Annotated in this window: 26 protein-coding genes; 8 read left to right on the forward strand and 18 right to left on the reverse strand. The window is 68.3% G+C overall.

The genetic code is table 11. The annotated features are described in order from the left end of the window. Positions 1-7 precede the first annotated feature (7 nt). The gene (locus tag ACFVIV_RS19605) at positions 8-895 is read right to left on the reverse strand and encodes a pyridoxamine 5'-phosphate oxidase family protein (protein ID WP_379198182.1); all 888 of its coding nucleotides are present in this window, start codon (positions 893-895) and stop codon (positions 8-10) included. A gap of 4 nt (positions 896-899) precedes the next feature. Further along, positions 900-1,352, reverse strand: a complete 453-nt coding sequence (locus ACFVIV_RS19610; protein WP_379198184.1) for a VOC family protein — start codon at positions 1,350-1,352, stop codon at positions 900-902. Between the two features lie 153 nt (positions 1,353-1,505). Between ACFVIV_RS19610 and ACFVIV_RS19615 the strand changes: the two genes are divergently transcribed. After that, complete coding sequence (locus ACFVIV_RS19615; protein ID WP_379198186.1) at positions 1,506-2,027, forward strand: CGNR zinc finger domain-containing protein; 522 nt, start codon at positions 1,506-1,508, stop codon at positions 2,025-2,027. A gap of 48 nt (positions 2,028-2,075) precedes the next feature. On the opposite strand, the gene ACFVIV_RS19620 is transcribed toward ACFVIV_RS19615, so the two are convergent. From ACFVIV_RS19620 to pgsA, 15 genes are all read right to left on the reverse strand, one after another. Next, a complete protein-coding gene (locus ACFVIV_RS19620) occupies positions 2,076-2,807 on the reverse strand; it encodes an APH(3') family aminoglycoside O-phosphotransferase (RefSeq protein WP_379198188.1) in 732 nt (243 codons plus the stop codon). 17 nt (positions 2,808-2,824) lie between these two features. Continuing rightward, complete coding sequence (locus ACFVIV_RS19625) at positions 2,825-3,016, reverse strand: DUF3046 domain-containing protein (protein WP_379198190.1); 192 nt, start codon at positions 3,014-3,016, stop codon at positions 2,825-2,827. Positions 3,017-3,159: 143 nt separating this feature from the next. Next, positions 3,160-4,323, reverse strand: coding sequence for a glycosyltransferase (locus ACFVIV_RS19630; protein ID WP_379198192.1), 1,164 nt, complete (start codon positions 4,321-4,323; stop codon positions 3,160-3,162). 39 nt (positions 4,324-4,362) lie between these two features. Then, positions 4,363-5,076 carry a PIG-L deacetylase family protein gene (locus tag ACFVIV_RS19635; RefSeq protein WP_379198194.1) on the reverse strand — a complete coding sequence of 238 codons (714 nt, stop codon included), beginning with the start codon at positions 5,074-5,076 and terminating at the stop codon, positions 4,363-4,365. A 57-nt stretch (positions 5,077-5,133) separates the two neighbouring features. Next, entirely contained in the window at positions 5,134-6,285 is a 1,152-nt protein-coding gene (locus tag ACFVIV_RS19640) for an ROK family protein (protein ID WP_379198196.1), read from the reverse strand. 25 nt (positions 6,286-6,310) lie between these two features. Continuing rightward, on the reverse strand, positions 6,311-7,741 hold the full coding sequence (locus ACFVIV_RS19645; RefSeq protein ID WP_379198198.1) for a sugar ABC transporter permease: 1,431 nt from the start codon (positions 7,739-7,741) through the stop codon (positions 6,311-6,313). 68 nt (positions 7,742-7,809) lie between these two features. After that, positions 7,810-8,583, reverse strand: coding sequence for an ATP-binding cassette domain-containing protein (locus ACFVIV_RS19650; RefSeq protein ID WP_379198200.1), 774 nt, complete (start codon positions 8,581-8,583; stop codon positions 7,810-7,812). An 11-nt stretch (positions 8,584-8,594) separates the two neighbouring features. Continuing rightward, on the reverse strand, positions 8,595-9,659 hold the full coding sequence (locus tag ACFVIV_RS19655; protein WP_379198202.1) for a sugar ABC transporter substrate-binding protein: 1,065 nt from the start codon (positions 9,657-9,659) through the stop codon (positions 8,595-8,597). A gap of 284 nt (positions 9,660-9,943) precedes the next feature. Continuing rightward, positions 9,944-10,117 (reverse strand): hypothetical protein, encoded by a 174-nt coding sequence (locus ACFVIV_RS19660; RefSeq protein WP_169814918.1) that lies wholly within the window; start codon positions 10,115-10,117, stop codon positions 9,944-9,946. Between the two features lie 162 nt (positions 10,118-10,279). Next, positions 10,280-11,224: an NADP-dependent oxidoreductase gene (locus ACFVIV_RS19665; protein WP_379198204.1), complete on the reverse strand. Its 945-nt coding sequence runs from the start codon at positions 11,222-11,224 to the stop codon at positions 10,280-10,282. 273 nt (positions 11,225-11,497) lie between these two features. Beyond that, positions 11,498-12,316 (reverse strand): hypothetical protein, encoded by an 819-nt coding sequence (locus ACFVIV_RS19670; protein WP_379198206.1) that lies wholly within the window; start codon positions 12,314-12,316, stop codon positions 11,498-11,500. A 509-nt stretch (positions 12,317-12,825) separates the two neighbouring features. Beyond that, entirely contained in the window at positions 12,826-13,644 is an 819-nt protein-coding gene (locus tag ACFVIV_RS19675) for a PspA/IM30 family protein (RefSeq protein ID WP_379198208.1), read from the reverse strand. Positions 13,645-13,834: 190 nt separating this feature from the next. Next, complete coding sequence (locus ACFVIV_RS19680; RefSeq protein ID WP_379198210.1) at positions 13,835-14,254, reverse strand: helix-turn-helix domain-containing protein; 420 nt, start codon at positions 14,252-14,254, stop codon at positions 13,835-13,837. An 81-nt stretch (positions 14,255-14,335) separates the two neighbouring features. Further along, complete coding sequence (locus tag ACFVIV_RS19685) at positions 14,336-14,860, reverse strand: CinA family protein (RefSeq protein WP_379198212.1); 525 nt, start codon at positions 14,858-14,860, stop codon at positions 14,336-14,338. After that, positions 14,850-15,524 (reverse strand): CDP-diacylglycerol--glycerol-3-phosphate 3-phosphatidyltransferase, encoded by a 675-nt coding sequence (gene pgsA, locus ACFVIV_RS19690; RefSeq protein ID WP_379198214.1) that lies wholly within the window; start codon positions 15,522-15,524, stop codon positions 14,850-14,852. The genes ACFVIV_RS19685 and pgsA overlap by 11 nt, the downstream gene beginning before the upstream one ends. Positions 15,525-15,644: 120 nt before the next feature. On the opposite strand from pgsA, the gene ACFVIV_RS19695 reads away from it, so the two are divergent. Further along, positions 15,645-16,187, forward strand: a complete 543-nt coding sequence (locus tag ACFVIV_RS19695) for an amino-acid N-acetyltransferase (protein ID WP_379198216.1) — start codon at positions 15,645-15,647, stop codon at positions 16,185-16,187. Positions 16,188-16,224: 37 nt separating this feature from the next. Beyond that, complete coding sequence (locus tag ACFVIV_RS19700) at positions 16,225-16,509, forward strand: YciI family protein (protein ID WP_379198218.1); 285 nt, start codon at positions 16,225-16,227, stop codon at positions 16,507-16,509. Between the two features lie 10 nt (positions 16,510-16,519). On the opposite strand, the gene ACFVIV_RS19705 is transcribed toward ACFVIV_RS19700, so the two are convergent. Then, entirely contained in the window at positions 16,520-18,001 is a 1,482-nt protein-coding gene (locus ACFVIV_RS19705; RefSeq protein ID WP_379198220.1) for an amidase, read from the reverse strand. Positions 18,002-18,423: 422 nt separating this feature from the next. Here ACFVIV_RS19705 and ACFVIV_RS19710 point away from each other — a divergent pair, with 422 nt between their 5' ends. The 5 genes from ACFVIV_RS19710 to ACFVIV_RS19730 all read left to right on the forward strand — a co-directional run. Then, the gene (locus ACFVIV_RS19710) at positions 18,424-20,469 is read left to right on the forward strand and encodes an AMP-binding protein (RefSeq protein WP_379198222.1); all 2,046 of its coding nucleotides are present in this window, start codon (positions 18,424-18,426) and stop codon (positions 20,467-20,469) included. Position 20,470: 1 nt separating this feature from the next. Next, positions 20,471-21,514, forward strand: coding sequence for a 3-oxoacyl-[acyl-carrier-protein] synthase III C-terminal domain-containing protein (locus ACFVIV_RS19715; RefSeq protein ID WP_379198224.1), 1,044 nt, complete (start codon positions 20,471-20,473; stop codon positions 21,512-21,514). 25 nt (positions 21,515-21,539) lie between these two features. Continuing rightward, positions 21,540-24,158 carry an aminotransferase class III-fold pyridoxal phosphate-dependent enzyme gene (locus ACFVIV_RS19720; protein ID WP_379198226.1) on the forward strand — a complete coding sequence of 873 codons (2,619 nt, stop codon included), beginning with the start codon at positions 21,540-21,542 and terminating at the stop codon, positions 24,156-24,158. 44 nt (positions 24,159-24,202) lie between these two features. Then, on the forward strand, positions 24,203-25,312 hold the full coding sequence (locus ACFVIV_RS19725; protein WP_379198228.1) for an acyl-CoA dehydrogenase: 1,110 nt from the start codon (positions 24,203-24,205) through the stop codon (positions 25,310-25,312). Positions 25,313-25,351: 39 nt separating this feature from the next. Then, on the forward strand, positions 25,352-25,815 hold a 464-nt coding region (locus ACFVIV_RS19730; RefSeq protein WP_379198230.1), incomplete at its 3' end, for an FAD/NAD(P)-binding protein.

Raw genomic sequence — 25,815 nt, forward strand, 5'->3', positions numbered from 1 at the left:
AGTCCTTTCAGGGATTGACGGGTGAGAGTTCGGGCTCGCTCCAGCGCAGTGGTGTGGCGCCGGAGATCTCGACCACCTCGGTGAGGGTGAAGTCGATGGAGCATTGCGCACCGGTGGTGAACGTGGCTTCGTCCCAGGTTATTTCGGCGGTGCCGGTCAGTTGCAGCGTCGCGCCGGTGCGCCAGTCGAGCACCAGCAGTCCGCAGCGCGGATCGGCGGCGATATTGCCCAGCGTCATGAACATGGAGTTGCCGCGATAGTCCGGCCAGCGCAGGCGAGTCGGCGAAAGCACCTGCAGGAAGCCGGGGTTCCCGCCGCGATGGGAGGCATCGGCATTGCCGTCCGGATCGGCGGAGGCGATGAAGAACGTATCGGCGGCACCGAGCGCCCGTTGCTGCTCCGGATCGAGTTCCGTTGCGCGCCGGACGGTCACCGCGCCGCTGTCCGACCATTCTTCGATGCCCCGGCGGGAAATGTATTTGGGGCAGTTGGAATACACCTGATCGGTGGTGATCCGCAGCCCCGCCGGGGTAGGTTCGGAAACCCCGTTGACCCGCATGCGCCGCCGACGCTGCGGCTGCAAGGCGATCATCCCGAGATGCCCCGTGGCGCGCAGTGATTCGACGAGCGGGTCACCGGGAACCGGCAGCGCGTCCACCACGATGGTGCGCTCGCCGACGGCCCGGGCGAACCCGGCCGGCCCGATCAGCGGGCTCGCCCACAACCGCCCCGCGGCATCGGCGGCCGCCACCACGACCATTGGCTGGGCGGCCAGGAATTCCGCCGCGGCGGCCGGAATGTCGGCGCGGATCATCCGCCCCACGCGCTGGGCGATATCGGCCTGACCCATGCGCTCCTGCACGGCCAGCTCGCCCGGATGGTAGGTGACGGCCATGATCTCAGAAGAAGCCGCAGGTGGGCGCGGCCCCACTCGGCGCGGGCGCGTGCTCGGCCCCGGCGGGCGCGTACACCTCGAGGCGAATCCCGTCCGGATCGGTGAAGAAGATGCCACCGGAGGACGCGCCCTCGCCGTGCGCGACGACGCCGTCGTGCGCGAAGGCCACATTCAGCTCCTTCAGCACCGATTCCACCGCCCGCACCTCGTCGATGGTGCCGACCTGGAACGAAAGGTGATGCAGTCCGGGCGTTTTCACGTTGAACTGCCCGTCGCTCTGCTGCCACAGCGTGACCTGCAGCTTGCCGTCCGCACCGAGGAAGGCGAACCGCCGCTCCCCTTCCCCGCCGGCGCCGAGGGTTTCGAATCCGAGAGCGCGCCGATAGAAGTCCACCGAGCGATCCAGGTCGGTGACATTGAGGCCGATGTGGCCGGTGGCGAGCGCAGGTGCAGTCATGATGACCCCTTGGGAAGCTTTAACCAGTGTCCGTTGTTTGACAGGTTAGAACCTAGCGATACGACAATCCCACTGTCAACCCTCATAATTATTTTTACCGGTTAGAGAGGAGGCGTTGCGTCGATGACGAGCCCGCGCCGGTTACCCTCAGTCGTGCCCGATCCACGCCCCCACCTCGGCGAACCACTCGCCCTGGACCTGCTCAACACCCGCTGGATATCCCCCGACGGACCGCAGGACCTGCTCACCGATGTGGACGGCCTGCGCCGGTGGCTGGCCGACAACGACCTCACCGCCCCCGCCGACGAACCGACCCTGCGCGCCCTGCTCACGGCGCGCGAAGCCATCCTGCAGGTAGCGCGCGGCGGCTCCGCCGATGCCCTCAATGCCGTGCTCGACCACGGCCGCATCCGCCGGACCCTCACCCCCGCCGGGCCCGCCGACGAAACCGATGTCCGCAATCCGCACTGGCTGCCCGCCTGGCGCGCGGCCGACAATCTGCTATCCCTGCTGGCCGCCCCCGACCGCATCAAACAGTGCGCGCACCCCAATTGCGTGCTGTGGTTCCACGACACGTCGAAGAACGGCGCCCGCCGCTGGCATTCCATGGCAACCTGCGGCAACCGCGCCAAGGCCACCCGGCATTACGCGAAGAAGACGCAGCCGGGCGAATAATCGCTGCTCGCAACGACTCGTCGAGCAGTCAGGCGAATAACCCGCCGCTCAGAACAATTCATCGAGCAGCCGGTAGTAGTGCACGCGGCGCTGATCCGGCTCGGACAGTTCGTAGGCGGCGAGGAATGCCGCCACCTCGCCCGGACCGAAGTCGTCGTCCAGATCCCGCAGCGCGAGCGCGATATCGCGGTACCGGTCGGCCACGCCCAGGCGTCCGAGATCGATGAGCATGCCGCCCTCGAGCACATTCGACGGCGTGTAATCACCGTGCACCACAACGAGATCCTCGACCTCGGGGCGCTCGGCGATGAGCTGCTCGAGCACCGCCTCCGGGGTGCGGCCGGCATTGTCGTCGTCGAAGTCCTCGGCGTCGACCAAGCCGTCCTCCACCTGCCGGCGCGCCAGTCGCAGCATGGTGTCGATTCGGGCGTCGAACGGGCAGTCGGCGATCGGCAGCGCGTGCAGCCGCCGCAGCGCCTCGGCCATTGCCGCACCGGGCGAATCCACCTCGGCCGAAGCCAGACTGGCGACGCCCGCATCGGCGAGCACCAGCACATCGGCCTCGAACAAGGCCACCTTCGGCACCGGCAGGCCCTGTGTCTCCAGCCATGTCAGCCGCTCGTGCTCGGCTACAGCCTCGGGACCCTTTTTCATCCAATAGATTCCGTTGACGTTGACCACGCCGCCGCTGGCGCCTTCATGGTCGTCGGAGAACTCCGGATCGGCGCCGAACAACTCCCTCACGGCAGGCGGCAGCTCGAACGGCGACTGGGATCCCACAGCAATCAACTCTTCTCTCACCACCGCGTACGCGGCACATCGAATTCCGCACACAGCGCGCGCCACACGTCCCGCGGATCGATCCCGGACTCGATGGCTTGCGCTCCCGTCTTTCCCATCGACGGCAACACATGGTCGGTCAGCAGCGCATCTCCCCGCGCCGTCCCGAATTCGGTATGCAACAGCTCCTGGAACTCCGTCAACCGCACGGCCGCGAGCCTACGCCACCGGGCTGCGCGCCCCGAAAACCCGGGGATCACCAGACGAATCGACGGCCGCTCACCTGGGCGTCCTGGTCGAGAGTCCTCCTCGGGCAGTCCCTCGGGCCAGCCGCGCAGCCACCTTCGGTGAGTCAGCCGGCTCGGGCGGCTTCGAGCACGTCATGGCAGACCTGGACGGGATCGGTGACTACCGCCGCGCCTTCGGCTGCCGAGACGGCGGCCGCTTTGTATGACGGCTCGTCGAGGAGCTGCTGGACGGACTCGCGCACGGCTTCCGGGGTGAGCGGGCGGATGAGGATCGAACTGCCTTGGCGGGCGGCGCGATTGGCGAGCTCCCATTGGTCGCCGCCGCCCGGGACGGTGATCACGGGGACGGCTGCGAGCAGGGATTTCGCGAGCAGGCCGTGTCCGCCGCCGCCGATTACGACGGAGGCGTGGCGGAGAATCTCGTCCTGTCGGCCCAAACCGGCTGTGGCCCAAGGCGGAAGGTCGGTGGGCGGGGTGTCGAGCATGGATACCGCGATTCGGACTCCCGCACCGTCGAGCGCTTCGAGGACCGTTTCGACCATGCCGTTGACTCCGGTGTGTGCGGTCGAGGGCGCGACCATGACCAGCGGATCGTTGCCCGGCGGCAGCTCCAGCACGTGGTCGGTCGGCTCCCAGAGCAGCGGGCCGACCAGATGCGCGTTCTCCGGCCAGTCCGGGCGGGGTACCTCCAGTGCGGGCAGGGTCGCGATGAGCCGGGCGGTCGGGCCTGGATCCTGGGGTGGTAGACCGATGCTCGCGCGGGCTTGCTCGCGCTGGACCTCGCCGCGGCGGATGGCGCGGGCGGTCAGGGTGCGCAGCATGGAGTCTCGTGCGCGGCCGCGCACGCCTTCGCCGGGGGCGAGACCGCTTCCTATGGGTGGCAAGGCTTTCGATGGGAGGTACAGGGGGTGGGGGGACAATTCCGCCCAGGGGAGGCCGAGGCGTTCGGCTGCCATTCCGCCGCCGGCGGTGAGGATGTCGGAGACTATGAGCTCGGGGAGCATGGCGCTCAGGTCCGGGAGGATTTCTGTGGCGATGTGGGCTGCTCGTTGATGGATACGTGCGCCGGCGTCGGCGTCGTCGTCCTCGGGGCGGGGGGCCAGGCCTTTGAGGCGCCGGACGCCGATGCCGGCTTCGCGTGCGGCATCGAACCAGCGCGGGCTGGTGAACAGCACCGGCTCGTCGCCGGCCGCTAGAAATCGCAGGCACAACGCGATCGCTGGGAAGGCATGTCCCGGATCTGGTCCGGCCACCACCGCTACTCGCACGCCCATACCATGCCACATGGGGTTCGAGTTGCCGTCGGGTCAGCCGGCGAAGTAGAAGAGTTCGAAGGAGACGGCGTGGGGTGCCGGGAAGCCTTCCTTGGGGCCGGTGGTCATGTCGATGACGGCTCGGGCCTGGGCGGCTACCGGTTCGGGGCTGAGGGCCTCGAGGTAGCGGGTGTGGGCCATGAGGGATTCGACGGCGGGTTCGATGGTGTCGGTGACGTCGACGGCGTGGCTGCCGTCGGGGACGCCGTAGACGGCGGCCCAGCGGGGGGACCAGATGGGGAGGTCGGCGATTTCGGGGTGGATCCATTCGTTGCCGGCGTCGGAGACGGCGTCGAGGGCGGCGCGGCCCACAGCGCGGTGGTCGGCGCTGTTGGCGTAGCCGCGGGCCCAGCCGTCGCCGAAGTTGAACAGCACCACCATTTCCGGGCGGTGGCGGCGGATGGCGGCGGCCAGGTCGCGGCGTAGGGCGATGCTTTCCTCGATGCGGCCGTCTGGGTAGCCGAGGAATTCGACCTCGGTGACGCCGACGACTTTCGCGCCGGTGCGTTCCTCGAGTTCGCGCAGGGGGCCGGATTCGGCGGGCGGGAGGCCGGCGATGCCGGCTTCGCCGCTGCTGACCAGGACGTAGCGAATGTCCTTGCCCTGCCGCGTCCAGCGCGCGACGGCTGCGGCCGCACCGTATTCGATGTCATCGGGGTGCGCGACGATGACGATGCCGCGGTCCCAGTCCTCGGGTAGCTGCTCCATGCCTGAATTCAACACCAGGCGCGGCCGATCGATACCGCACAGCCCCGGATCCGCATGTCAGAGCATGCCCAGCACGTCGTCGAAGGCCGCTTCGGCGGCGCCGAGCAGCTTCAGATCCGCTCCCAGCCTGGACTTTTCGATGCGCACGCCGCCGAGGGCGCGGCTGACCATGCTGCGGCGGCGGACCTGGTCGCCGACGCGGGCGACGGCGGTGTCGGGCAGGGCGGTGAAAAGGTCACCGAGAACGACGAGTTCGGGTCCCAGGATATTGACGACATTGACCAGGCCGAGGGTCAACCAGTCCAGGTATTCGCTGAGCCGGGGTTCGCAATCGCCTTGCAGGGAACGCAGTTCCGCGACAATGGCCCCGCGCGGGCCGTGCTCGGACAGCCCCAGCGCCCGGCACAGCGCGGCCTCGCCGACCTCGGTCTCCCAGCAGCCCTCATTGCCGCAGTGGCAGGATCGGCCGCCGGGACGCACCGTCATATGCCCGATCTCGCCGAGATAGCCCGCGGAGCCGCGCAGCAGCGTGCCCTGCGAGATGAGCCCGCCGCCCACCCCGACATCGGCGGACACGAAGACCGCGTCATCGGCGCCCCGCCCGGCGCCGCGCGCGTATTCGGCCAGCGCCCCGAATTCGGCATCGTTGCCGACCACCACGGGCACGCCGAGCACGCCGGTCATCCGCTGCCCGAGCGACACATCGGCCCAGCCCAGGTTGGATGCGTCGTGCACCAGCCCGTCGGCCCGGCGCACCACGCCCGGCACCGAGATCCCGGCCGCCACCGGCCGCAGGCCCAGATCGGCGGCGAGCAGGGTCGCGGATTCGGCGATATGGGTGATCACTTCGTCCGGTTCCCGTTGCCGCCCATGCAGATTCCAGCTGTTGCGGCCCAGGATCTGCCCGCCGAATCCGACCAGCGCGATACCGGCGTGCTCGACCTGCACATCGACCGCGAGCACCACCGCCGCGTGCGGTTGCGGCAGCACCAGCAGCGACGGGCGGCCCGCGCCGCGGGGCAGCCGCGGCACCCGCTCCTCCACCAGTCCGCTCTCGGCGAGGGCGTCGACGAGCATCTTGATGGTGGAGCGGTTCAGGCCCAGTTCGGTGGCCAGCGCCGCGCGGGTGGCGGGGCCTCCGATGTGCAGCAGGCGCAGGAGGCTCGACCGGTTGAAGCGGCGCACCTCGTCCGGTCGGGCGACGGTCATGACCTCAGGAATACCACTGCCGCGCTCACCGTTGCGCCACCGCCGCGCGGCGTCTCGACAATGCGTCGACCGTGGCGGCCAGCAGCAGCACCAGACCGGTGACTATGGAGACCACCGCGGCCGGCTGTTCGAGCAGGCCGAGGCCATTGGAGACCACCGCCAGCACCGCGCCGCCGATCACCGCGTCGGCCACCCGGCCGCGCCCGCCGAACAGCGAGGTGCCGCCGATGACGGCCGCGCCGACCGCGAACAACAGCGTATTCAGGCCGCCCGCTTGCGGATCCACCGATCCGACCTTCGAGGAGTAGACGATCGCGCCGATCGCCGCGCACGAGGAGGAGATGACGAAAACGCTTGCCCGCAGCTGCGTTACGTTGATGCCCGCGCGCCGGGCGGCCTCCGCATTGCCGCCGACCGCGTAGATGTGGCGGCCGTAGGTGGTGCGGTTGAGCACGTAGGTGCCGGCCACCATCAGCGCCAGGACGATGGGCACCACGTACGGCACGCCGGAGATCTCGATGAGATCGTTGGGCGAGCGGTTCACCGTGAGCAGGATGGTCACGATGGCCGCGAAAACGGTGAGCGCCAGCACTTTCGCGAGCACCAGCGGCGTCGGCTGGGTGACCAGGCCGCGGCGGCGGCGCAGGAAATGCCCGCCCAGCGTGACCGCCGCATAGCCACCGGCCGCGATCACGAACAGCAGCCAGCTGCCCAGGGTCGACAGGTTTCCGTTGGCGACCTGGTCGAGCACGTGCGAGGAGCTGATGCCCAGCACGCCGCCCTCGCCGATGAGCTGCAGAATCACGCCCTGCCAGGCCAGGAACAGCGCCAGTGTGACCACGAAGGACGGCATGCCGATCTTCGCGATGAGGAATCCGGTGATGCAGCCGATGGCCGCGCCCACGCACACCGCGAGCAGCATCTCCACCCACGGATTGGCCTTGAATCCGATGACGGTGATGGCCACGCCGAGCAGCGACATGGCCACGCCCGGCCAGATGCGCAGCAATCCCGCGAGCACCGCGCCCAGGATCAGCAACGCGTTGAAGATGAAGAACACGGTGGATCCCATGCCGGACATGAGATTTCCGTCTTCGACGTAATGCATGGCCAGCACCGCGCCCGCCACGCCGGAGGCGGTGCCCGCCGACAGATCGATCTCCCCGATCAGCAGCACGTACACGATGCCGATCGCGATGATCGTCTGACCCGCGCCCTGCGCCAGCAGATTGGCGATGTTGTTGAGCGAGAAGAACACATCCGACATCACCGAGAACAGCACAACCAGTACGACTAGGCCGAGAATGGCCGGCAACGAACCGATTTCACCGGCCCGCAGCCGGGCCACGTAGTCGCGCACCGCTTCCCGGCTCGACAGCGTGGTGGTGTCGATGCCGAAATCCGAGACCGCGGTCTCCGCGGCCTTGACCGGACCCGGCTCCGAAACCTTCGTCATCCCAGCGGCTTCCGTACGCCCGGAGTCATTGCTCCCGGCGGTGTTCTCCTCACGCATTCCACTCTCGCTCACATCGCCACCGCTTCCGGTCGCGCCAGCCCCAGATCGCCGGAGCGCCCGGCGGTGATCAGCTCGACCACCTGCCCGTGCGTCACATCGGCGGTGCGCACCTCGGCGGCCATCCGGCCCAGGTACAGCACCGCGATGCGGTCGGCGACCTCGAATACATCGGCCAGATTGTGGCTGATGAGCACCACGCCCAGGCCCTGTTCGGCCAGTCGCCGCACCAGATCCAGCACCTGCCGGGTCTGCGCCACGCCCAGCGCCGCGGTCGGCTCGTCGAGCAGCACCAGATTGCTGTTCCACAGCACCGCCTTGGCAATGGCCACGGTCTGGCGCTGGCCGCCGGATAGCGAGGACACCGGTGTGCGAACCGATTTCACGGTCCGCACCCCCAATGAGGCCAGGGTGCGGCGGGCCGCCTCCTCCATGCTCGCCTCGTCCAGCAGCCACGGCTTGCCGCGTTCGCGGCCGAGGAACATATTCGCGACGATATCGAGATTGTCGGCCAGGGCCAGATCCTGATAGACCACCTCGATGCCGAGCTCGGCGGCATCCTTGGGCCCGCGCAGGTGCACCGGTTCACCCCGGAAGCGCACCTCGCCGGAATCGGAACCATGAATCCCGGCAACGCATTTCACCAGGGTGCTCTTGCCCGCGCCATTGTCGCCGACCAAGGCCGTGACCTCGCCCGCGGGGACGGTGAAATCGACATCGTGCAATACGTGCACCGCACCGAAACTCTTGTTCAGCCCGGTGATTCGGAGTAGCGGCTCGCTCATACCCTCTGTCCTCAGCGAATACCGAGCTCGGTGCAGGCCGCCGCCAGATCGCCGCCGCAGATATCGGCTGCCTTCACGAAACCGGCGTCGGTCACGACCTTCACCTCGGCGCGGGTCACCGTCTGCGGTTGCAGCAGCACCGATTTCACCTCGCGCTTGCCCTTGGGATCCTGGCTCACACTCACCGCCAGCGCGTCCGCAGCCGCCTTGTCGCCCTTGGCCAGGGCCGCGGCGAGTTTGGCGGCCGCCTGCGCCTCACCGAGGATCGGCTTGAAGACCGTCATGTACTGGTCGCCGCGCAGTACGGCCTTGAGGCCGTCGGCGGTGGCGTCCTGGCCGGTGACCGGCACCTTGCCATTGAGGCCGTTCTTCTTCAGCACGGTGATCACCGCGCCCGCCAGGCCGTCATTGGCCGCGACCACGCCATCGACCTTGCCGCCGTTGCCGGTGAGGATCTGCTCGAAGGTGGTGCCGCCCTTCTGGTTGTCCCAGCCGTCGATGGCCTGGGAGCGCACCAGTTTGAGCGTGCCCGCGTCGTAGAGGGGCTTGAGGATGTTCTGCTGGCCCTGGTGGAACAGGGTGGCGTTGTTGTCGGTGGGCGCGCCCTCGATCTCGATGACCTCGGCGCCCGGCTTGGACTTCAGCGCGTCGGCGAGGGCCTGGCCCTGCAGTTCGCCGACCTTCACATTGTCGAAAGACACGTAGTAGTCGGAGGATCCGCCCAGATTGAGGCGGTCGTAGTCGATGGTCGGGATGCCGGCCTTCTTGGCCTTGGACGCGACCGCGCTGCCGACCTCGCTGTTGATGGAGGCGATGATCAGCACCTTCACGCCCTTGGCGATCATGCCGTCGGCGAGGGTGGTGAACTTCTGCACGTCGCCCTGGGCGTTCTGCACATCGGCGTCGAAGCCCTCGGCGCGCAGGGCCTGCTGGAGCATCGGCTTGTCGAAGGATTCCCAGCGGGCCGAGCTCGCGGTCTCGGGCAGGATGACGCCCACCGTGTCGCCGCCTCCGCCGGAGGCTGAATCGGACTTGTCGTTGCTGCTGGTGTTCGACCCGCATGCGGTGAGCGTCATTGCTCCCGACAGTGCCAGCGCCACGGCGGCGTATCCGATCCGGAATCTCCGGTGGCCGGAATTCTTCGGCAAGAGCGGGCTTTTCGTCCTCATCACGGTGACCTTCCCGAGCGGCGGTCGGGTCACGCATACGACTGTGACGACCGCCTATCGATATGTTGTGGGCAACAACATATGCGACCCGGGTGAGGTCGGAGGGCAAATCAGGCAAACCGGTCCAGCCGAAATGCGAAGGGGCCGTCCGGTGTCCTTGACAACACCGCACGGCCCCTTCGGAAACCCTGCTACAACTTGCCGATCGTCGTCTTGTCCGAGTTGGACACCGCCTTGTACAGCAGGTACAGGCCGAATACGACCGCGCTGATCATCAGGATCGGGAACAGACCCTTGATCAGCGCGCCGATGATCGCGAACGCAATCCACACGAGCGCGACGACGCCGATGATCTTCCAAAGCATTGAATGCCTCCCGTAGGTCTCGAACCGCCGTCAGCGCGATCCGACACCATCCATACTGCTGCCTCCACAAGAGAAAAGCACCAGGTCAACGGCAAAATCGGGGTAAGTTCAGGGTTGTCCCCGAGTCCCCGGGTCGGGATGCTCACCGGCCCGCGATCCGCCTCAGGGCAGCAGCACGACCTTGCCGCCGGCATGCCCGGCCATTACCAGCTCGAGCGCGGCCACCACCTCGGCCAGCGGATACGTCGCGGCGACCACCAGTTCGAGCTTGCCCGCCCGCACCGAGTCGAGCAGTTCCCGCCACGAGTTCTCCCGAATCTCGACACCCGGATCCGCACCAGGCGCGAAACCCAGCCCCTGAAACCCGTACTTCGCCGCTTGCTCGAACGCGACGATGGTGGCGATCCGGGCGCGGTCGGCGACCAGTTCGACGGACACCTCCACCGCTTCCTCGGTGCCGACGGTATCTAGCGCCGCATCCACGCCGCCCGGAGCCAGAGCGCGCACCCGGTCCGCGAGACCGGGCCCGTATTCGACGGGTTCCACCCCATAGGCCCGCAGCCGATCATGATGCTTCGCCGCGGCCGTGCCGATCACCCGCGCGCCACGAGCCATCGCCAACTGCGCGGCCACCGACCCCACACTCCCCGCCGCACTGTGCACGAGCACCGTGTCGCCCGGCCCGACCTTGGTCGCCGCGACCAGATGAACCGCGGTGCCCCCCACGGCGAGCAGACCCGCCGCGACCTCCCAGCTCACCTCCGCGGGCTTGGGCACCACGCGCGCGGCCGGCGCATTCACCACCCCGGCGTATCCCCCGGCAACCCGCGCGAGCACCTCATCACCCACCGCGATCGGCCCGGCGGGCCCGGTCGCCTCCGCCCCCACCGCGGTCACCACCCCGGACACCTCCCCGCCCAGCCGCATGGGCAGCGCCGCGGGATCGGTGCCGAACGCCCCACTGAACCGCTTGTAATCGAAGGGATTCACCCCGGCCGCACGAACCTCGACGGTGACCTCGCCGGGCCCCGGCTCCGGCACCTCAACCTCGATGAGCGACAACACTTCCGGACCGCCGTAAGCGGTGGCAACGACAGCTGTGGTCATACCGCAACAGCCTACGCGCGCCCGCAGCAGACCCTGCCCTCACTCATGGTTGAGCCAAACCCGCTTCACACCGAGCGCAGTCCCCGCACACTGAATACATTCTCCCGTCAGGAGGTCACAATGGACACCGAATACCTGGCCTGGAGCATCCTGGTCACCATCCTCCGCGCAGCAGCCACCACCGGCCTGCTCAGCGGCTCGGTCGACCAATGGGCCAACATGAACGGCTACCGCTAGGCCCGTGCGGAGCCGGATCGGAATACCGCTCCACGCTTATGGATTGGCGCGGTAGCGGTCGTCGGCGAGATCGGTGAGCGCCTGCGCCCAGCCGTCGAGGCGGTCGGCGGCATCGCGCAGCCCCACCATGGCCCAGCCGAGATCATCTGCCACCGCCGCGCTCTCGGGCACCGCGAGCACCCGGGCGGCCGCCGCCACCATTCCTTCGAATTCCACAACGCCGTCGTCGAGGCGGACCGATGCGGCTCGGACATGCTCGACCAGTGGGGCTTTCGCCGCGCCGAGTGCGTCCGCCGCGCGTTCCATGGCGACCACGTCGGCGGCCAGGGCGTGCAGCGCCGCCGCGCCGGAGGAGGCCGTTTCGAGGGTGTCGACCAAGTCGTCGGCGGGTAGTCGGCCGGACTTGGCGATCTGGTCGCCCAAACCGTGCAGGGCGCGCTCGGCGCGCACCAATCGGCTGATCGCGGCCCGCGCCGCGGACCGCAGCGGCGGCAACCGCCGGGGCTGGAATGCCGCCTGCGGCAACGGTTCCTTGCGCAGTTCCAGGTAGCGGCGCACGGCCACGGTCGTGCCGGTGACCAGGGCGACCGCCCCGCCGCCGACCACGATCACCGCCCAGGCGGGCGCGGAAATCAATACGAGGCCAACGGTTCCGGCGGTGGTCAGCCCGGAAGCGGTGCCCAATCTCAGACTCCGCCGCCGCGCCCGCCGCCGCTTGCGCAGCTCACGTTCTCGCGGATCGGCCCACTTCCGCACGGCCACCAGCGCCTGCTCCCCCATCCCTCGCAGGGTCTCCGGCAGGCGCTGCGCCAACTCCTCGGGCTCCATCCCGGTCGGCGCCAACGCCTCTCGCATCGCCTGAGCAGCCTTCCCGCGCCTCCCACGCGCAGATCCACCCGCCTCGGCCGTGCCAAAGCCGCTGCGGTTCGATCCCGCCGCTGTCGAGAACGACCGCCCGCGACCACCGGAGGCATCCGACTGCGCGGCATTGCCGGTGGGAGCGAACTGGTGCGAGCCGGGAGCCCCTGCACCATGGGCGAATCCGGGGGCGGCGGCGGGCTGCGATGCAGCGGCGGCATTCGGATCCGGCGTTCGGGGAAGGGGATTCGTCGGGTGTTCGGCCGGACTGGGATCCGCTCGCAGTTCCGCTGTTGCGGAGTCGCCCGGGACCGAAGTTGATTCGGCGGGCGGGCGCGGGGCGGCGGTTGGTTGTTCGCGTGGGGTGCGGCCGAAGGGTGAGGGGAAAAGGGAGGTCAGGGCGGGGGCGGCGGCGCGGGGGCGGCGGAAGCGGGCAGGGGAGGTCGCGGGGTCGTGCTCTGCCCGCGATCTCCCCATCGGTGTGCTGCCTTTCGCGCCGTGAACCGCTACTGCTGAGCGGTCTGGCCCTTGTTCATCTGGGGCTGGGGCTGGGCGGGCTGGGTGGGGATGGACTGCTGCTGGCCGCCGGAGGGGAGGGCGTCGCCGCGCATGGAGGCGCGGATCTGCTCGAGGCGGTTGTGGCCGGCCATCTGGATGGAGGCCTGCTGGACTTCCATCATGCGGCCCTGGACGGAGTTGCCCGCGAGTTCGGCGGCGCCGAGGGCGTTGGCGTAGCGGCGTTCGATCTTCTCGCGCACCGCGTCCAGGCTGGGGGTGGTGCCGGGGGCCGAGAGGGTGGAGTCCATCTGCTGTAGGGAGGCCGAGACCTGCTCCTGCATCTTGGCCTGCTCCAGCTGGGACAGCAGCTTGGTGCGCTCGGCGACCTTCTGCTGCAGCAGCATGGCGTTCTGCTCGACCGCCTTCTTGGCCTGCGCGGCCGCCTGCAGCGACTGATCGTGCAGCACCTTCAGGTCCTCGACGGCCTGCTCGGCGGTGACCAGCTGGGCGGCGAAGGCCTCGGCGGCATTGGTGTACTGGATCGCCTTCTCGGTATCGCCGGCGGAGGTCGCCTGATCGGCGAGCATGACCGCTTGGCGCGCATTGGCGTTCAACTTCTCGACCTCGTCGAGCTGCCGGTTCAGCTTCATCTCCAGCTGGCGCTGGTTGCCGATCACCGACGCGGCCTGCTGCGACAGGGCCTGATGCTGGCGCTGGGCTTCCTCGATGGCCTGCTGGATCTGGACCTTCGGATCCGCATGCTCCTCGATCTTGGAATCGAAGAGGGCCATCATGTACTTCCAGGCCTTCACGAACGGATTAGCCATCGATTGATCCCGCCTCCATATGACGTGCCGCACTCGGTAGCGCGACATAGTGCGCGACCGTCACGCACCCGGTTGTCCCTGTCTCCATCCACTGCACCGGCAGCCACGGAGCGGAACCCCCGCAGCTGCACGACGCCTCCGGCACGAAGCCTACAGAGAATTTATCCCTTTCGGCTCCAGCGCACAGCGATCACTTGGCCGCCACCAGCACCAGCCGGTCCGACTTCGGCGCCGGAATGACGATTCGCGGACCGAAAGCGCCGTCCCCGCCGCGCGGCGTGACCTTCGCACCGGCCGCCGACAGCTGAGCATTCGGGGCCGGGGGCGCGCTCGGCGCACCCACCCCCACCGGCTCGGGCTGCTTGGCGGCGGCCTTGTCGGCCTCGGCCATGGCCGAACCGACATCGAAGAGCACCTGCGCCAGCGGCAGATCCAGGGCCTGGCAGATGGCGGCCAGCAGCTCGCTGGAAGCCTCCTTGCGCCCGCGTTCCACCTCCGACAGGTACCCCAGGCTCACCCGTGCCGAGGTGGAGACCTCACGCAACGTCCGGCTCTGGGCGACCCGAGCGCGCCGCAGGCTTTCCCCGATCGCTTCTCGCAGCAGCGTCATCTCGTTCTCCTCACACTCGTCTCGCCGGACCCAGCGTTTGACTGGACAACGTCCGGCGTCGGCCGCGCGTTCCCGGCCCCATCACCCGCCCGCAATGCTGCGGACGAGTTCGGCGACCGCGGCGCGGACCGAGCCCACCCTGATCGTCCACCGGTCTCCCGACAACTTCAACCGGACCACCTCGGTGCCCTCCGGACCGGAGATACCGAGGAAGACCGTGCCGACCTCGCGACCGTCCTGCGGATCGGGCCCGGCGACACCGGTGAGCCCGACTCCCCAATCGGCCCCGCAGCGGGTGCGGGCGCCGACGGCCAGTTGCTCCGCGGTGCTCGCGGCGACGGGACCGTCCGCGGTGAGCGTGTCGGTGCTCACACCGGCGAGAGCATGTTTGAGATCGGTCGCGTAGACGATCAGTCCCCCGCGCAACACGGTGCTCGCGCCCGGAATTCCCGCAATGGTCGCGGCCAGCAGTCCGGCGGTCAGCGATTCCGCGGTCGCGACGGTCTGGCCCGCGGCGCGCAGCGCGGCCACCAGGTCGGCGGCGGGCGCGAGCGAGGTCAATGGGTCGGGCGACCCGGGCCGGGTGAGGCGGACCTCAGGCGGCACGGCTGCCGCCCGGCGAGCCGAACCACAGCCGGGCCGCCTGCACCACGTAGTCGAGGCCGGTCACCACCGTGAGCACCACGGCCACGTACATCAATGCCATTCCGGCGGTGGCGAATCCCCCGGACAACGGCAGCAACAGCACCGCGATCGCCACCGACTGGACCAGCGTCTTGAGCTTGCCGCCGCGCCCGGCCGGGATCACGCCGCGGCGCACCACCGCCAGCCGCAGCAGGGTGATGCCGAGTTCGCGGGCCACGATCACCAGGGTCATCCACCAGGGCAGATCGCCGAGCATGGACAGTCCGATGAGGGCGGCGCCGATGAGCGCCTTGTCCGCGATCGGATCGGCGAGCTTGCCGAAATCGGTGACCAGACCGTACTTCCGGGCCAGCTGCCCATCGATGCGATCGGTAATGGCGGCGACGCCGAACAGCGCGGCCGCGGCCCAGCGCCAGCCGGTGTCGTGCCCGCCGCCGGCGAACAGGGCGGCCAGGAACAGCGGCACGATCAGGATGCGCAGGATGGTCAGCACATTCGCGATGTTCATCAAGGGCACGGCCGCGGTCTCCACCACGCCCGCGGATTGCGGTACCGCCGCCAATCCCGGCCGCTTGGGACCGGTATCGGCCCAGCGACCATCCCACTCGTCACGCTGCACCGTCACCAGCGCCCCCACCGGCCGCCGAACCGGCCTTGGTTTCCGGACCATTCCGGTATGCGGGGGAGCTGGATGTGCGACACACCGCCAAGCCTATCGGTACCGGGGCCGACTACTGTGCACCCCATGACAACACGGGCACCTCACAGCGGTTCGATCGACGGAACGACGGCTACCCAGCCGGTCGTCCGCCGCGCCCGAACCTCTGACGTGCCCGCGATCAAGCAGCTCATCGACATCTACGCCGGCCGGATCCTGCTGGAGAAGAACCTGGTCACGCTGTACGAGGCGGTCCAGGAATTCTGGGTGGCCGAGACGGACGGGCAGATCATCGGCTGCGGGGCGCTGCACGTGCTGTGGGCCGATCTCGGCGAGGTGCGCACGGTGGCGGTGCATCCGGATATCAAGGGCACCGGCGCCGGACGGCTGCTGGTCGAGCAGTTGATCGCCGTCGCGCGCGAACTCGAGCTGAAGCGGCTGTTCGTGCTCACCTTCGAGGTGGAGTTCTTCACCCGGCACGGCTTCGTGGAGATCGACGGCACCCCGGTGACCGCCGAGGTCTACGCCGAGATGTGCCGCTCCTACGACACCGGTGTCGCCGAATTCCTCGACCTCAGCTACGTCAAGCCCAATACGCTCGGGAATACCCGAATGCTGTTGACGCTCTGACTCTTCGACACGTTCCATCGACCGGAAAGAGCCATCAGTGCCGATCTTCGCCGTCCACTACACCTACACCGAGGCCACCGTCCCGGCGCGCGCCGAGCACCGCCCCGAGCACCGCGCGTTCCTGAACAACCTGGTCGACCAGGGCATCGTGCTCACCAGCGGCCCCTACACCGACGGCCTGGGCGCGCTCATCCTGTTCCAGGCCCCCGACGCCGAGACGGTGCACAAGCTCCTCGACGAGGATCCGTTCCAGCGCGAGGGCCTGGTCGAGGCCCGCCGGGTCGCCGAATGGCAGCCGGTGATGGGCGCGTTCGTGTCCTGAGCGGCGGCCGTCAGCCCAGCAGCTGCGGGAAACTGTCGTGCCAGGGGCTGATTCGCTCGAAGGCCGCGGCCAGCGTGAGCACGGTGTCGTCGCGATAGCGCCGCCCGGCGATCTGCAATCCGACCGGGAAGCCCTGCGGGGTGGTGCCGGCGGGGATCGAGATGGCCGGGTTGCCGCTGTAGTTGAAGGGATGGGTCAGGCACCAGCCCAGCACCGGATCGACCGGTTCGCCGTCGACGGCCGCGGGGCCGACGGTCCATCCGTCGGCGGCATTGGGCACCCCGGCCACCGCCGTGGTGGGGCAGACAATGGCGTCGTACCGGTCGAAGACCGTTGCGAGGGAGTCGAAGACGGCGGTGCGCAGGAACTGGTCGCGGCGGGTCGCGGCGGTGTCGAACCCGGTGGCGCGATCGGCCATCTCGCGCAGCTGCGGCGGTAGGTGCTCCCAGGACACCGCACGCAGGTCCAGCCCCGCATCGCCGAAGGTCTCGATCAGGCCGATCATGGCCGAGCCGGTGTACCGCAGCCACAGGTCGGTGACTTCGCCGTGCGGCGCGGGCAGGGTGAAGTCGGGCTGCTCCACGATGACACCGGCGGACTCCAGTGTGCTCGCCGCCGCGTCGATCACGGCGCGCACGTCGGCGGCCACCGGGAACCCGCCAAGTGTGGGCAGATAGGCCACCCGCAATCCCTCGGCCGGCCGCAGCACGGCGTCCCGGTAGGACTGCGCGGGCAGCGGCACGCTGCCCGGATCGCGCCCGTCGAACCCGGCCATGGCCTCGAGCATGAGCGCGCAGTCCTCGACCGAGCGCGCGAGCGGACCATTGCCCATGAACGGGTTGACCGTGAAGAAGGCGTCCGGCCGGACCACCCCGGCGAGCAGGCCATAGCTGGGCTTGAGCCCGACCACGCCGCACAGCGCGGCCGGAATGCGCACCGATCCGCCGCCGTCGGAACCCTGGGCCAGCGCGCACATGCCCGCGGCCACCGCCGCGGCGCTGCCGCCGGAGGAGCCGCCCGCATTGTGCCCGGGCGCGAACGGGGTGCTGGTCGGCCCGAACAACCGGTTGTCGGTGACCGCTTTGTGCCCGAATTCGGGCGTATTGGTCTTGCCGAGGATGATCGCCCCGAGTCGCTCCAGCCGCGTCACGTGCGGCGCGGTCTCCTCTGGCACATAACCGGCGAACTCCTTGACGCCGAAGGTGTTCGGGACCCCCGCCAGCAGATCGAACAGATCCTTGACCGCGATCGGGACGCCGTGCAGCGGGCCGCGCAGCCGGCCTTCGCACAGCTGCCGCTCGGCCGTCTTGGCGGCCGCGCGGGCTTGTTCGCCCAGCACGGTGACGTAGGCGTTGAGCTGGGGGTTCACCGCCTCGATGCGGTCCAGATACGCGTCGACGACCTCGACGGGCGACAGCCTGCGGCTGCGGATGCGTTGTGCGAGTTCCACGGCGGGAACGAGAACCAGATCGGTGGCATCGGTGTTGGGCATGGTCGCCCACGGTAGCGGCGAAACCCGATGCAAACACCCATTTTTCAGATCTATTGAAGCCGAATCCGCTGCGGCACAGCAGTTTCACTACCGGAAAACCGCAGGCCGGAGGCGGTTTCGGCAACCAGTTAACATGGATGTCATATAGCCGAATTTAATTTCCGTCTGTTGACGGATCTTGTAAGGCTCGTCTAACGTCAGGATCAGATTTCGAACCCGGCATTGCATCTCCGACGTCGCAGGGGCATCTCCGTGGTGAAATCTTCAGTGCCAAGCGGGGGGGACCACTGGAAATAATCCAGCACCCGAACACTGGAGTATTTTCAGCGCGCCCAAAAGGTGAACACGCAGAGGGTCGAGTTGTGCCAATAGAGAATTCAGCATCATATCCGCATGCACTGTTCGACAATTGGATCGAACTGTTGAACGCACGCGTCAAGGAGAATGGCGAGGACGTCGCCTTCATATTTCTCGACGATGAGGGGCGGGAAGCCGACGCCCTCACCTATCGGGAACTCGACCAGCGCGCCCGAGCACTCGCGTACGAGCTGACCTGCCAGGTCTCCCCCGGAGACCGCGCATTGCTGCTGCATCCGCCGGGACTCGACTATGTGGTCGCGTTCTACGCCTGCCTGTATGCCGGCATTATCGGAATACCACTCTTCCCGCCGCAGCGCTCGCGTATGGAGCACATCGGCGAGGTCGCGCTCGACAGCCGGGCGAGCATTGTCATCAGCACCTCCGCGGTGACGAACGGAATGAGCGATTCGCCGACCGGAGCGTATGTGGAAACGCTGCCAAGAATCGCCGGGGACACTATCGGCACGACGCAGAATTCTTTACCGGAAACAGATCGGGCTGCTTCCGATATCGCATATCTGCAGTACACGTCCGGGTCCACGTCCACGCCGAAAGGCGTAATAGTCACGCATGAAATGATGCTGCAGCAATGCGCCGAATTGGCGCATACCTGGGGTGTCGATTCCAACAGCACGGTCGTGTCCTGGCTGCCGCATTTTCACGACTTCGGCCAGGTCAGCGGCGTGCTGATGCCCGTGTACGCCGGCATTCGCGCGGTACTGATGGCACCCGCCACCTTCGTCAAGAACCCGATCCGCTGGCTGTCCGCCGTCGCTACGTATCGCGGAACACACAGTGGCTCACCGAATTTCGCGTTCGATCTGTGCGTGGACAAGACCGACCCGGCGCAGCGCGCCGAACTCGATCTGAGCAGCTGGCGATTGATCAGCAATGGCGCCGAGCCGGTCCGGAAGCCGACCCTGGATCGCTTCCAGGAGACCTTCACCCCGCACGGCCTGCTGCCCACCGCGCTGACACCGGGTTACGGCCTGGCCGAGGCCACGCTCAAGGTCGCCTCGGGCACCCCGGACGCCCCGTACGTCTCGGCGCGATTCGACAACGAATCGCTGAGCCGGCGCCGGGTGACGCCGGGCGACGGGTCGCCGTCGACCGAGCTGGTCGGCTGCGGCGCCCCCGTCCTGCCGACCGAAATCGCCATCGTCACACCGGAATCCGGTGCGCGGGCGGCCGCGGGCGAGATCGGTGAGATCTGGGTGAGCGGGCCGATCGTGGCGCCCGGCTACTGGAACCGCCCGCAGGACGGTGAGGCCGTGTTCCGCGCCCGGATCACCGGCGACGGCGACGATCGCACCTATCTGCGCACCGGCGATCTCGGCTTCGTGCACGAGGGCGAGCTCTACATCTGCGGCCGCATCAAGAATCTGATGATCGTCAACGGCGTCAACTACTACCTCGAGGACATCGAGGCCACCGTGGTGAACAGCGACGAATCGCTGCGCGCCGGAGCGGTTCTCGCGTTCTCGGTGGACCGGGACGGTCAGGAGAGCCTGGTCGTGGCCGCCGAACACCGTGCCGAGGACCGCGATCCGGAGCAGCTGGTCGCGGTGATCCACGATGCCGTCGCGCGTCAGCACGGGATCGCGCCGGGCGCGATCGTGCTCATCGTCCAGGGTTCCGTCCCCCGCACCACCAGCGGCAAGCTCCGCCGGCAGCGATGTCGGTCCGATTTCCTCGCGGGTTCGCTCAGCGAGGTCTACCGATGGGAGGCCACCGTGTCCTTCGAAACCACCGCCCTCGACGCAGCGGCCATCGAGACAACCACCGCGGAAACCGAATCCGCCGCGGGCATGCCGTCCATGCGCGCGCTGGTGCAGCAGGGCCTGCTGGCCGCGACCCGGGAATGGATCACCGACCGCCTGCAGGGCCAGCCGGTCGACGTGTCCCGGTCGCTGTCCGAGCTCGGGCTCGCCTCGCTGGACCAGATGACCCTGCACGAACACCTCGAGAGCTGGTCGGGCAAGCGTTTCCCACCCGAATTGATGTGGGACGCACCGTCGCTCACGGCGATGACCGATGCGATCGCCGCGCATCTCACCGCGGACGCGCGGCCCGCGCCGGCCGCCGATCCCACGGTTGGAGCGCACTGATATGAAGATCCGTTCCGCGGTCGCGGGCCTGCCCTCGCGCACGGTCGGCAATGCCGATATCACCGCGCTCATCGCCGAGCACAGCGCGGACAGTTTCACCGGCGATCTGGACGATGCCCTGCGCAAGGTGGAGTACTACCTGAAGTTCGCGGGCTCGGACACCCGGCAGTGGCTCGATGCGGGCGAGCGCCCCATCGATCTGCTGCGCTCGGCCGCGAACAAGGCGCTGGAACAGGCCGAATTGCGGCGCGAGGACGTCGATCTGCTGATCTACACCGGAATCGGCCGCGGTTTCATCGAGCCCGGCGGGGCGTATCACACCGCCGCGGCCATCGGGCTGGAGAACGCGCACTGCTTCGACATCCTGGACGCCTGCATGAGCTGGACGCGGGCGGTGCAGGTCAGCGAATCCCTGTTCCGCACCGGGCAGTTCCGCACTGCGCTCATCGTCAATGCCGAGTTCAACCTGCGCTGGGGCGGCGTGGTGTTCCCGCAGCTGTTCCGCATGCCGCGGCTCGAGGCGCTGGAGTCGATCTTCCCCGCCTACACCCTCGGCGAGGCCGCGACCGCCACGGTGCTCACCGCGGAGGACAACGAGCCGTGGGAGTTCCGCTTCGCCTCCCGGCCCGATCTCGCACCGCTGTGCAATGTGACCCTCGAGGGCTACGAGGGCTTCTGCGATCCGTCGGACAAGCTGGCCGCGAACGGCGTCGGCTTCTTCACCTCCTTCGGTTTCGAGATGCACGAGCAGGGCGCCGCCGACGCGCACGCCGTCTTCGAACGGCTCGGCGCGCCGGTGGAGGAGGTGAAGGCCTTGTTCACGCACGCCTCCAGCAAGCGCTACTGGCAGGGCATGGCCGATAAGGCCGGTTTGGGTTCGGTCATCCACCACGTCTTCGATCGCACCGGCAATGTGGTGTCCGCCTCCGTGCCCGCCGCCATCGCCTCGGCGCTGGAGCAGGACCTGGTGCGGCCCGGGGACCGCGCCGTCGGCTGGGTCGGCAGTGCCGGAATGTCCTTCGGCGCTTTCACTTTCGTCTTCTGACATCGATCGGATCAGGTGAGCTTCAGTGTTCAGACATCTGGCCAAGGCGACCGCGTTCACCGCGCTGGGAGCGGCCGAGTACTCGCTGGCGTCCATCCGCCGCACCGACGCCGGCGCCGAGCAGCGGCGCGCGGACGCCATTCTGCAGTTCCTGCTGCGCATGGGCCCCATCTACATCAAGATGGGCCAGATCGCCGCCACCCGTTCGGATCTGCTGCCGCCGGCCTGGGTCGACACCCTGCGGGTGCTGCAGGATCAGGCTCCGCACATGTCGCCGGCGGAATCGCGGGCCGCCCTGGAGCGGGAGCTGGGCGGGCCGCTGGAATCCACCTTCGCCGCCCTCGATCTCACCCCGATCGCCAGCGCCTCGGTCGCGCAGGTGCACATCGGCGAGCTGCCCGACGGGCGCAAGGTGGCGGTCAAGCTGGTGAAGAACACCGTGCCCGAGCAGATCGACCAAAGCCTCACGGCCATCGGCTCTTTGGTGAAGCTGGTCGACCGCGCCGCCCCGCGGTTGCGCGAGCTCGGACTGCCCGATCGCTTCGCCGAGATCGCCCGGCTGCTGCGCCCGCAGGCCGATATGACCTATGAGGCCCGCCAGCAGCAGCGCATCCACAAGAACTTCAAGTCCCACCCGTATGTGCTGGTGCCGTCGGTGATCCCGGAGCTGGTCACCGCGCGCATGCTGGTGATGGAGTTCATGGAGGGCATCCCCGGAAAGCTCGCCCACACCGTGGATTTCCCGGACGAGCGGCTGGCGCAGCGGCTGCAGGACGTCATCTACACCATGCTGTACATGCACGGCGTCTGCCACGGCGACCCGCATCCGGGCAATGTGCTGTTCACTCCCGACGGGCGATTGGTGCTGCTGGATTACGGCGTCACCGTGGAACTCACCGAGGACGAGAAGTGGGGGCTGTCGTCGTTCTACTACGCCTGCACCCGCAAGGAATGGGATATCGCGATCGACCGCTTCACCCGCTACTTCGTGGTGGCCGGGGACAAGCTCACGCGCGAACGCGCCGCCTACGACGCCGAAATGGCCGAGGTGCTGCGCTATCACTTCGACATCAGCTCCAATCAGTGGTCCACCATCTCCTACTTCAATGACGTGAGCGGCGTTCTGCGCAAATACGATTCGCGCTATACGACCAATTTCACGAAGGTCGAGCTGGTCTTCCTGTCCTGTGAGGGCTTCGCCACCCAGATCGATCCGGACATCGACATCTGGGCCAATGCCCGCAAGTTCACCGACCGCTATTCGCCGTATATGAACGCCGAGGTGGAGAAGCGTTTCGCCGTCGACTTCGCACGGCAGATGCCGACCTCGCTCGCCTTGCGGGACCGGGCCCGCGACGCCCTGGTCGCGCCGACGCACATCGACCGGTACTTCTTCCCGAGCGGCTTCCCGGTCTTCGTCGCCGAGGCCGCCGGCGGCAGCGTCCGCGACTACGACGGCAACGAATACATCGACCTGTCCGGCGGTTACGGCCCGCATCTGCTCGGCTATGCCCATCCGGCGATCAATGCGGCCATTGCCGAGGGCACGGCCCGCGGTCTGGTCAATGGCATCGGCAATCGCGCCGAGATCGAACTGGCCGAACTGCTGGTGGACGCCTTCCCGGCGGCGGACAAAGCGCTGCTGTGCAATTCGGGGACCGAGGCGGTGCTGTTCGCCATCCGGATGTGCCGGGGCTACCGGCGCAAGAGCATGGTCGCCAAGTTCGAGGGGCACTACCACGGCTTCTCCGATCAGGGCATGATCAGCTCGTGGTTCCGGTTCTCCGGTGACAAGGACCAGCCGGATCCGGTGGCCGGATCGCTGGGCGTGGATCCGGGAGCGGTGTCGAACACCCTGGTCATGCAGTACGGCGACATTCCGGGACTGGCCCGCCTGCGCGCGCACGCGCAGGACCTGGCCTGCGTGGTCCTGGAACCCATGCCCACCTCGGTGGTGGCCCTGCACCACGACTTCCTGGTCGAATTGCGGCGGCTGTGCACCGAACTCGGCATTCCGCTGGTGTTCGACGAGGTGGTCTCCGGTTTCCGCGTCGCCTACGGCGGCGTGCAGGTCATGGCCGATATCCACCCCGACCTCACCTGCCTGGGCAAGGTGATCGGCGGCGGGCTGCCGTGCGGCGCGGTGGTCGGCCGGGCGGACCTGATCGATATGGCCAAGAGTTCACAGGACCCGTTCTTCGACTACGAGAACAAGGTTTTCGCCGGCGGGACGCTCAGCGGCAATTCGCTGACCTGCGCGGCCGGACTGGGCGCACTGCGTCATCTGCGCGACAACCAGCAGATCTACGCCACGCTCGAGGAGAACACGCAGCGGCTGGCGACCATGTTGCGCGAGGCCACCGAATCGCGAGAGATCGCCTGCCGCATCAATGCCCGCAATTCGATCTTCTCGCTCAATTTCAGTCATCGCGAGGCCGGCTTGTACCGGGAACGCATGGCGGGCAGCAACTTCAAGGCCACCATCGCGCTGGCCTACTACATGCGCAAACACCAGGTCTATCTGCCGGAGCTGCACAGCTTCCTGATCAGCGCCGCGCATACCGGCGAGGATCTCGACCAGGTGGCGCACGCGTTCGAGAAGAGCCTCGACGAAATGCTCGCCGATCAGCTGTTCGTCGTCTGATCCGCGCCGGCACTCGAACACAGCACGACTTTCCGGAGGAACCAATGCGATTCATGCAACGGGAACGCGAGACGACCGAGCGTTTCCTGCCCGGCCTCGAGGCCAAACTCGCCGATATGCCGCTGCCTCAGCTCGAATCGGCCGACAACCCGGGCCTGGCGCTGTTCCGGGACGCGGGCGGCACCGGGCTGCTGATCGGCGCGCAGAACGGCGGCTGCGGCGCGAATCTGGCCGAGGCCGCCCGGGTGCACCGCATGCTCGGCGCCTGGTCGCCGTCGCTGGCCATCGCGGTGAACATGCACTCCTGCACCGTCGCCGCCATGCCGCCCGGTCCGGCCACCGACGCCATGCTGGATATGGTCGCGGGTGGCCGGCTGTACCTGGCTTCGGCCTTCGCCGAGGGGATTCCGGGCGCCAGCGTCATCACCCCGAAGCTGCACGGTGAGCGCATCGCGGGCGGCTGGCGGATCAGCGGCGTCAAGCGGCCGTGCAGCCTGTCCAATTCCATGGATATTCTCACCGCCAGCGTGCGGCTGCGGCCCGACGGCGCCGACGCGGATCAGCTGGCGCTGGCGGTCATCCCGGCGGCCTCGCCCGGTATCGAGGTGCGCCCGCTGGGCGGCGCCGCGGTCTTCCCGGGTTCGGAGACCAATGAGGTGGTGCTCACCGATGTGGAGATCACCGAGGACTCGGTCTCGTTCTTCGGCACCACCGACACCCTCAACGATGCGCTCAGCGGCGCCTGGCTGACCTTCAGCGTGCTGGTCTCGGCCTGCTATCTGGGCATGGCCAGCGGCCTGGTCGAGCGGGTGCTCGACGACCGCCGCGGCACCGCGGCCGACCGCATGGCCATGGTCGGCGATCTCGAAACGGCCATGGCCGCCATCGAATCGGTGGCGACCGAGATCTCCGCGGGCCGCTACGACCCGGACACGGTGGCCCGGGCACTGCACCTGCGCTTCGCCACCCAGCGGGTGATCGAGCGCACCTCCGCGCTGGCCACCGAACTGCTCGGCGGCATCGCGTTCATGACCGGCGACACCGCGGCGCTGTTCACCGCCTGCCGGGCGCTGGCCTTCCATCCGCCCTCGCGCACGAACATCGCCGAGCCACTGGATCGCTTCGTGGCGGGCGAACCGCTGATCGTCGCCTGACCGGTAGTGCAGCAGAACAGGATTCGAGGTTCACACCCCATGACCATCGACGTCGGGAGCACGATCGTGCAGATCGGGCGCGGGCCCACCGGCACCGCGCTGGCCCGGCAATTGCTGCCGAGCCTGCCGCCGGGATCGCGCTATGTCGTCATCGACCGGGACCCGGCCGCGACGCACCTGCCGTTCGGGACCCCGGAGCGGACGCACCTGATCAATACCCGCGCCGCGAAAACCAGCCTGAACCTGGCCGATCCGGACGAGTTCGAGCGCTGGCTCACCGAGCAGGCCACGGCGGCAGGGGAATCCGCCGCGGAGTTCCCGGCCCGGTTCTGGTTCGGCCGCTATGTGCGCGACATGTTCGACCAGGCGGTGAAGGAGGCGACGGCGGCCGGCGTCACCGTCGACGTGGTGACCGACGAGGAGGACGCCGTGATCACCGCCATCGCCGAGCGGTGGCGGGAGGACTGCGCGAGCGGGCGGGCCGACGAGGCCGGCCGGGTGGT

This window comes from Nocardia sp. NPDC127526 (assembly GCF_042672265.1).
In the GTDB taxonomy this organism is placed as follows: domain Bacteria; phylum Actinomycetota; class Actinomycetes; order Mycobacteriales; family Mycobacteriaceae; genus Nocardia.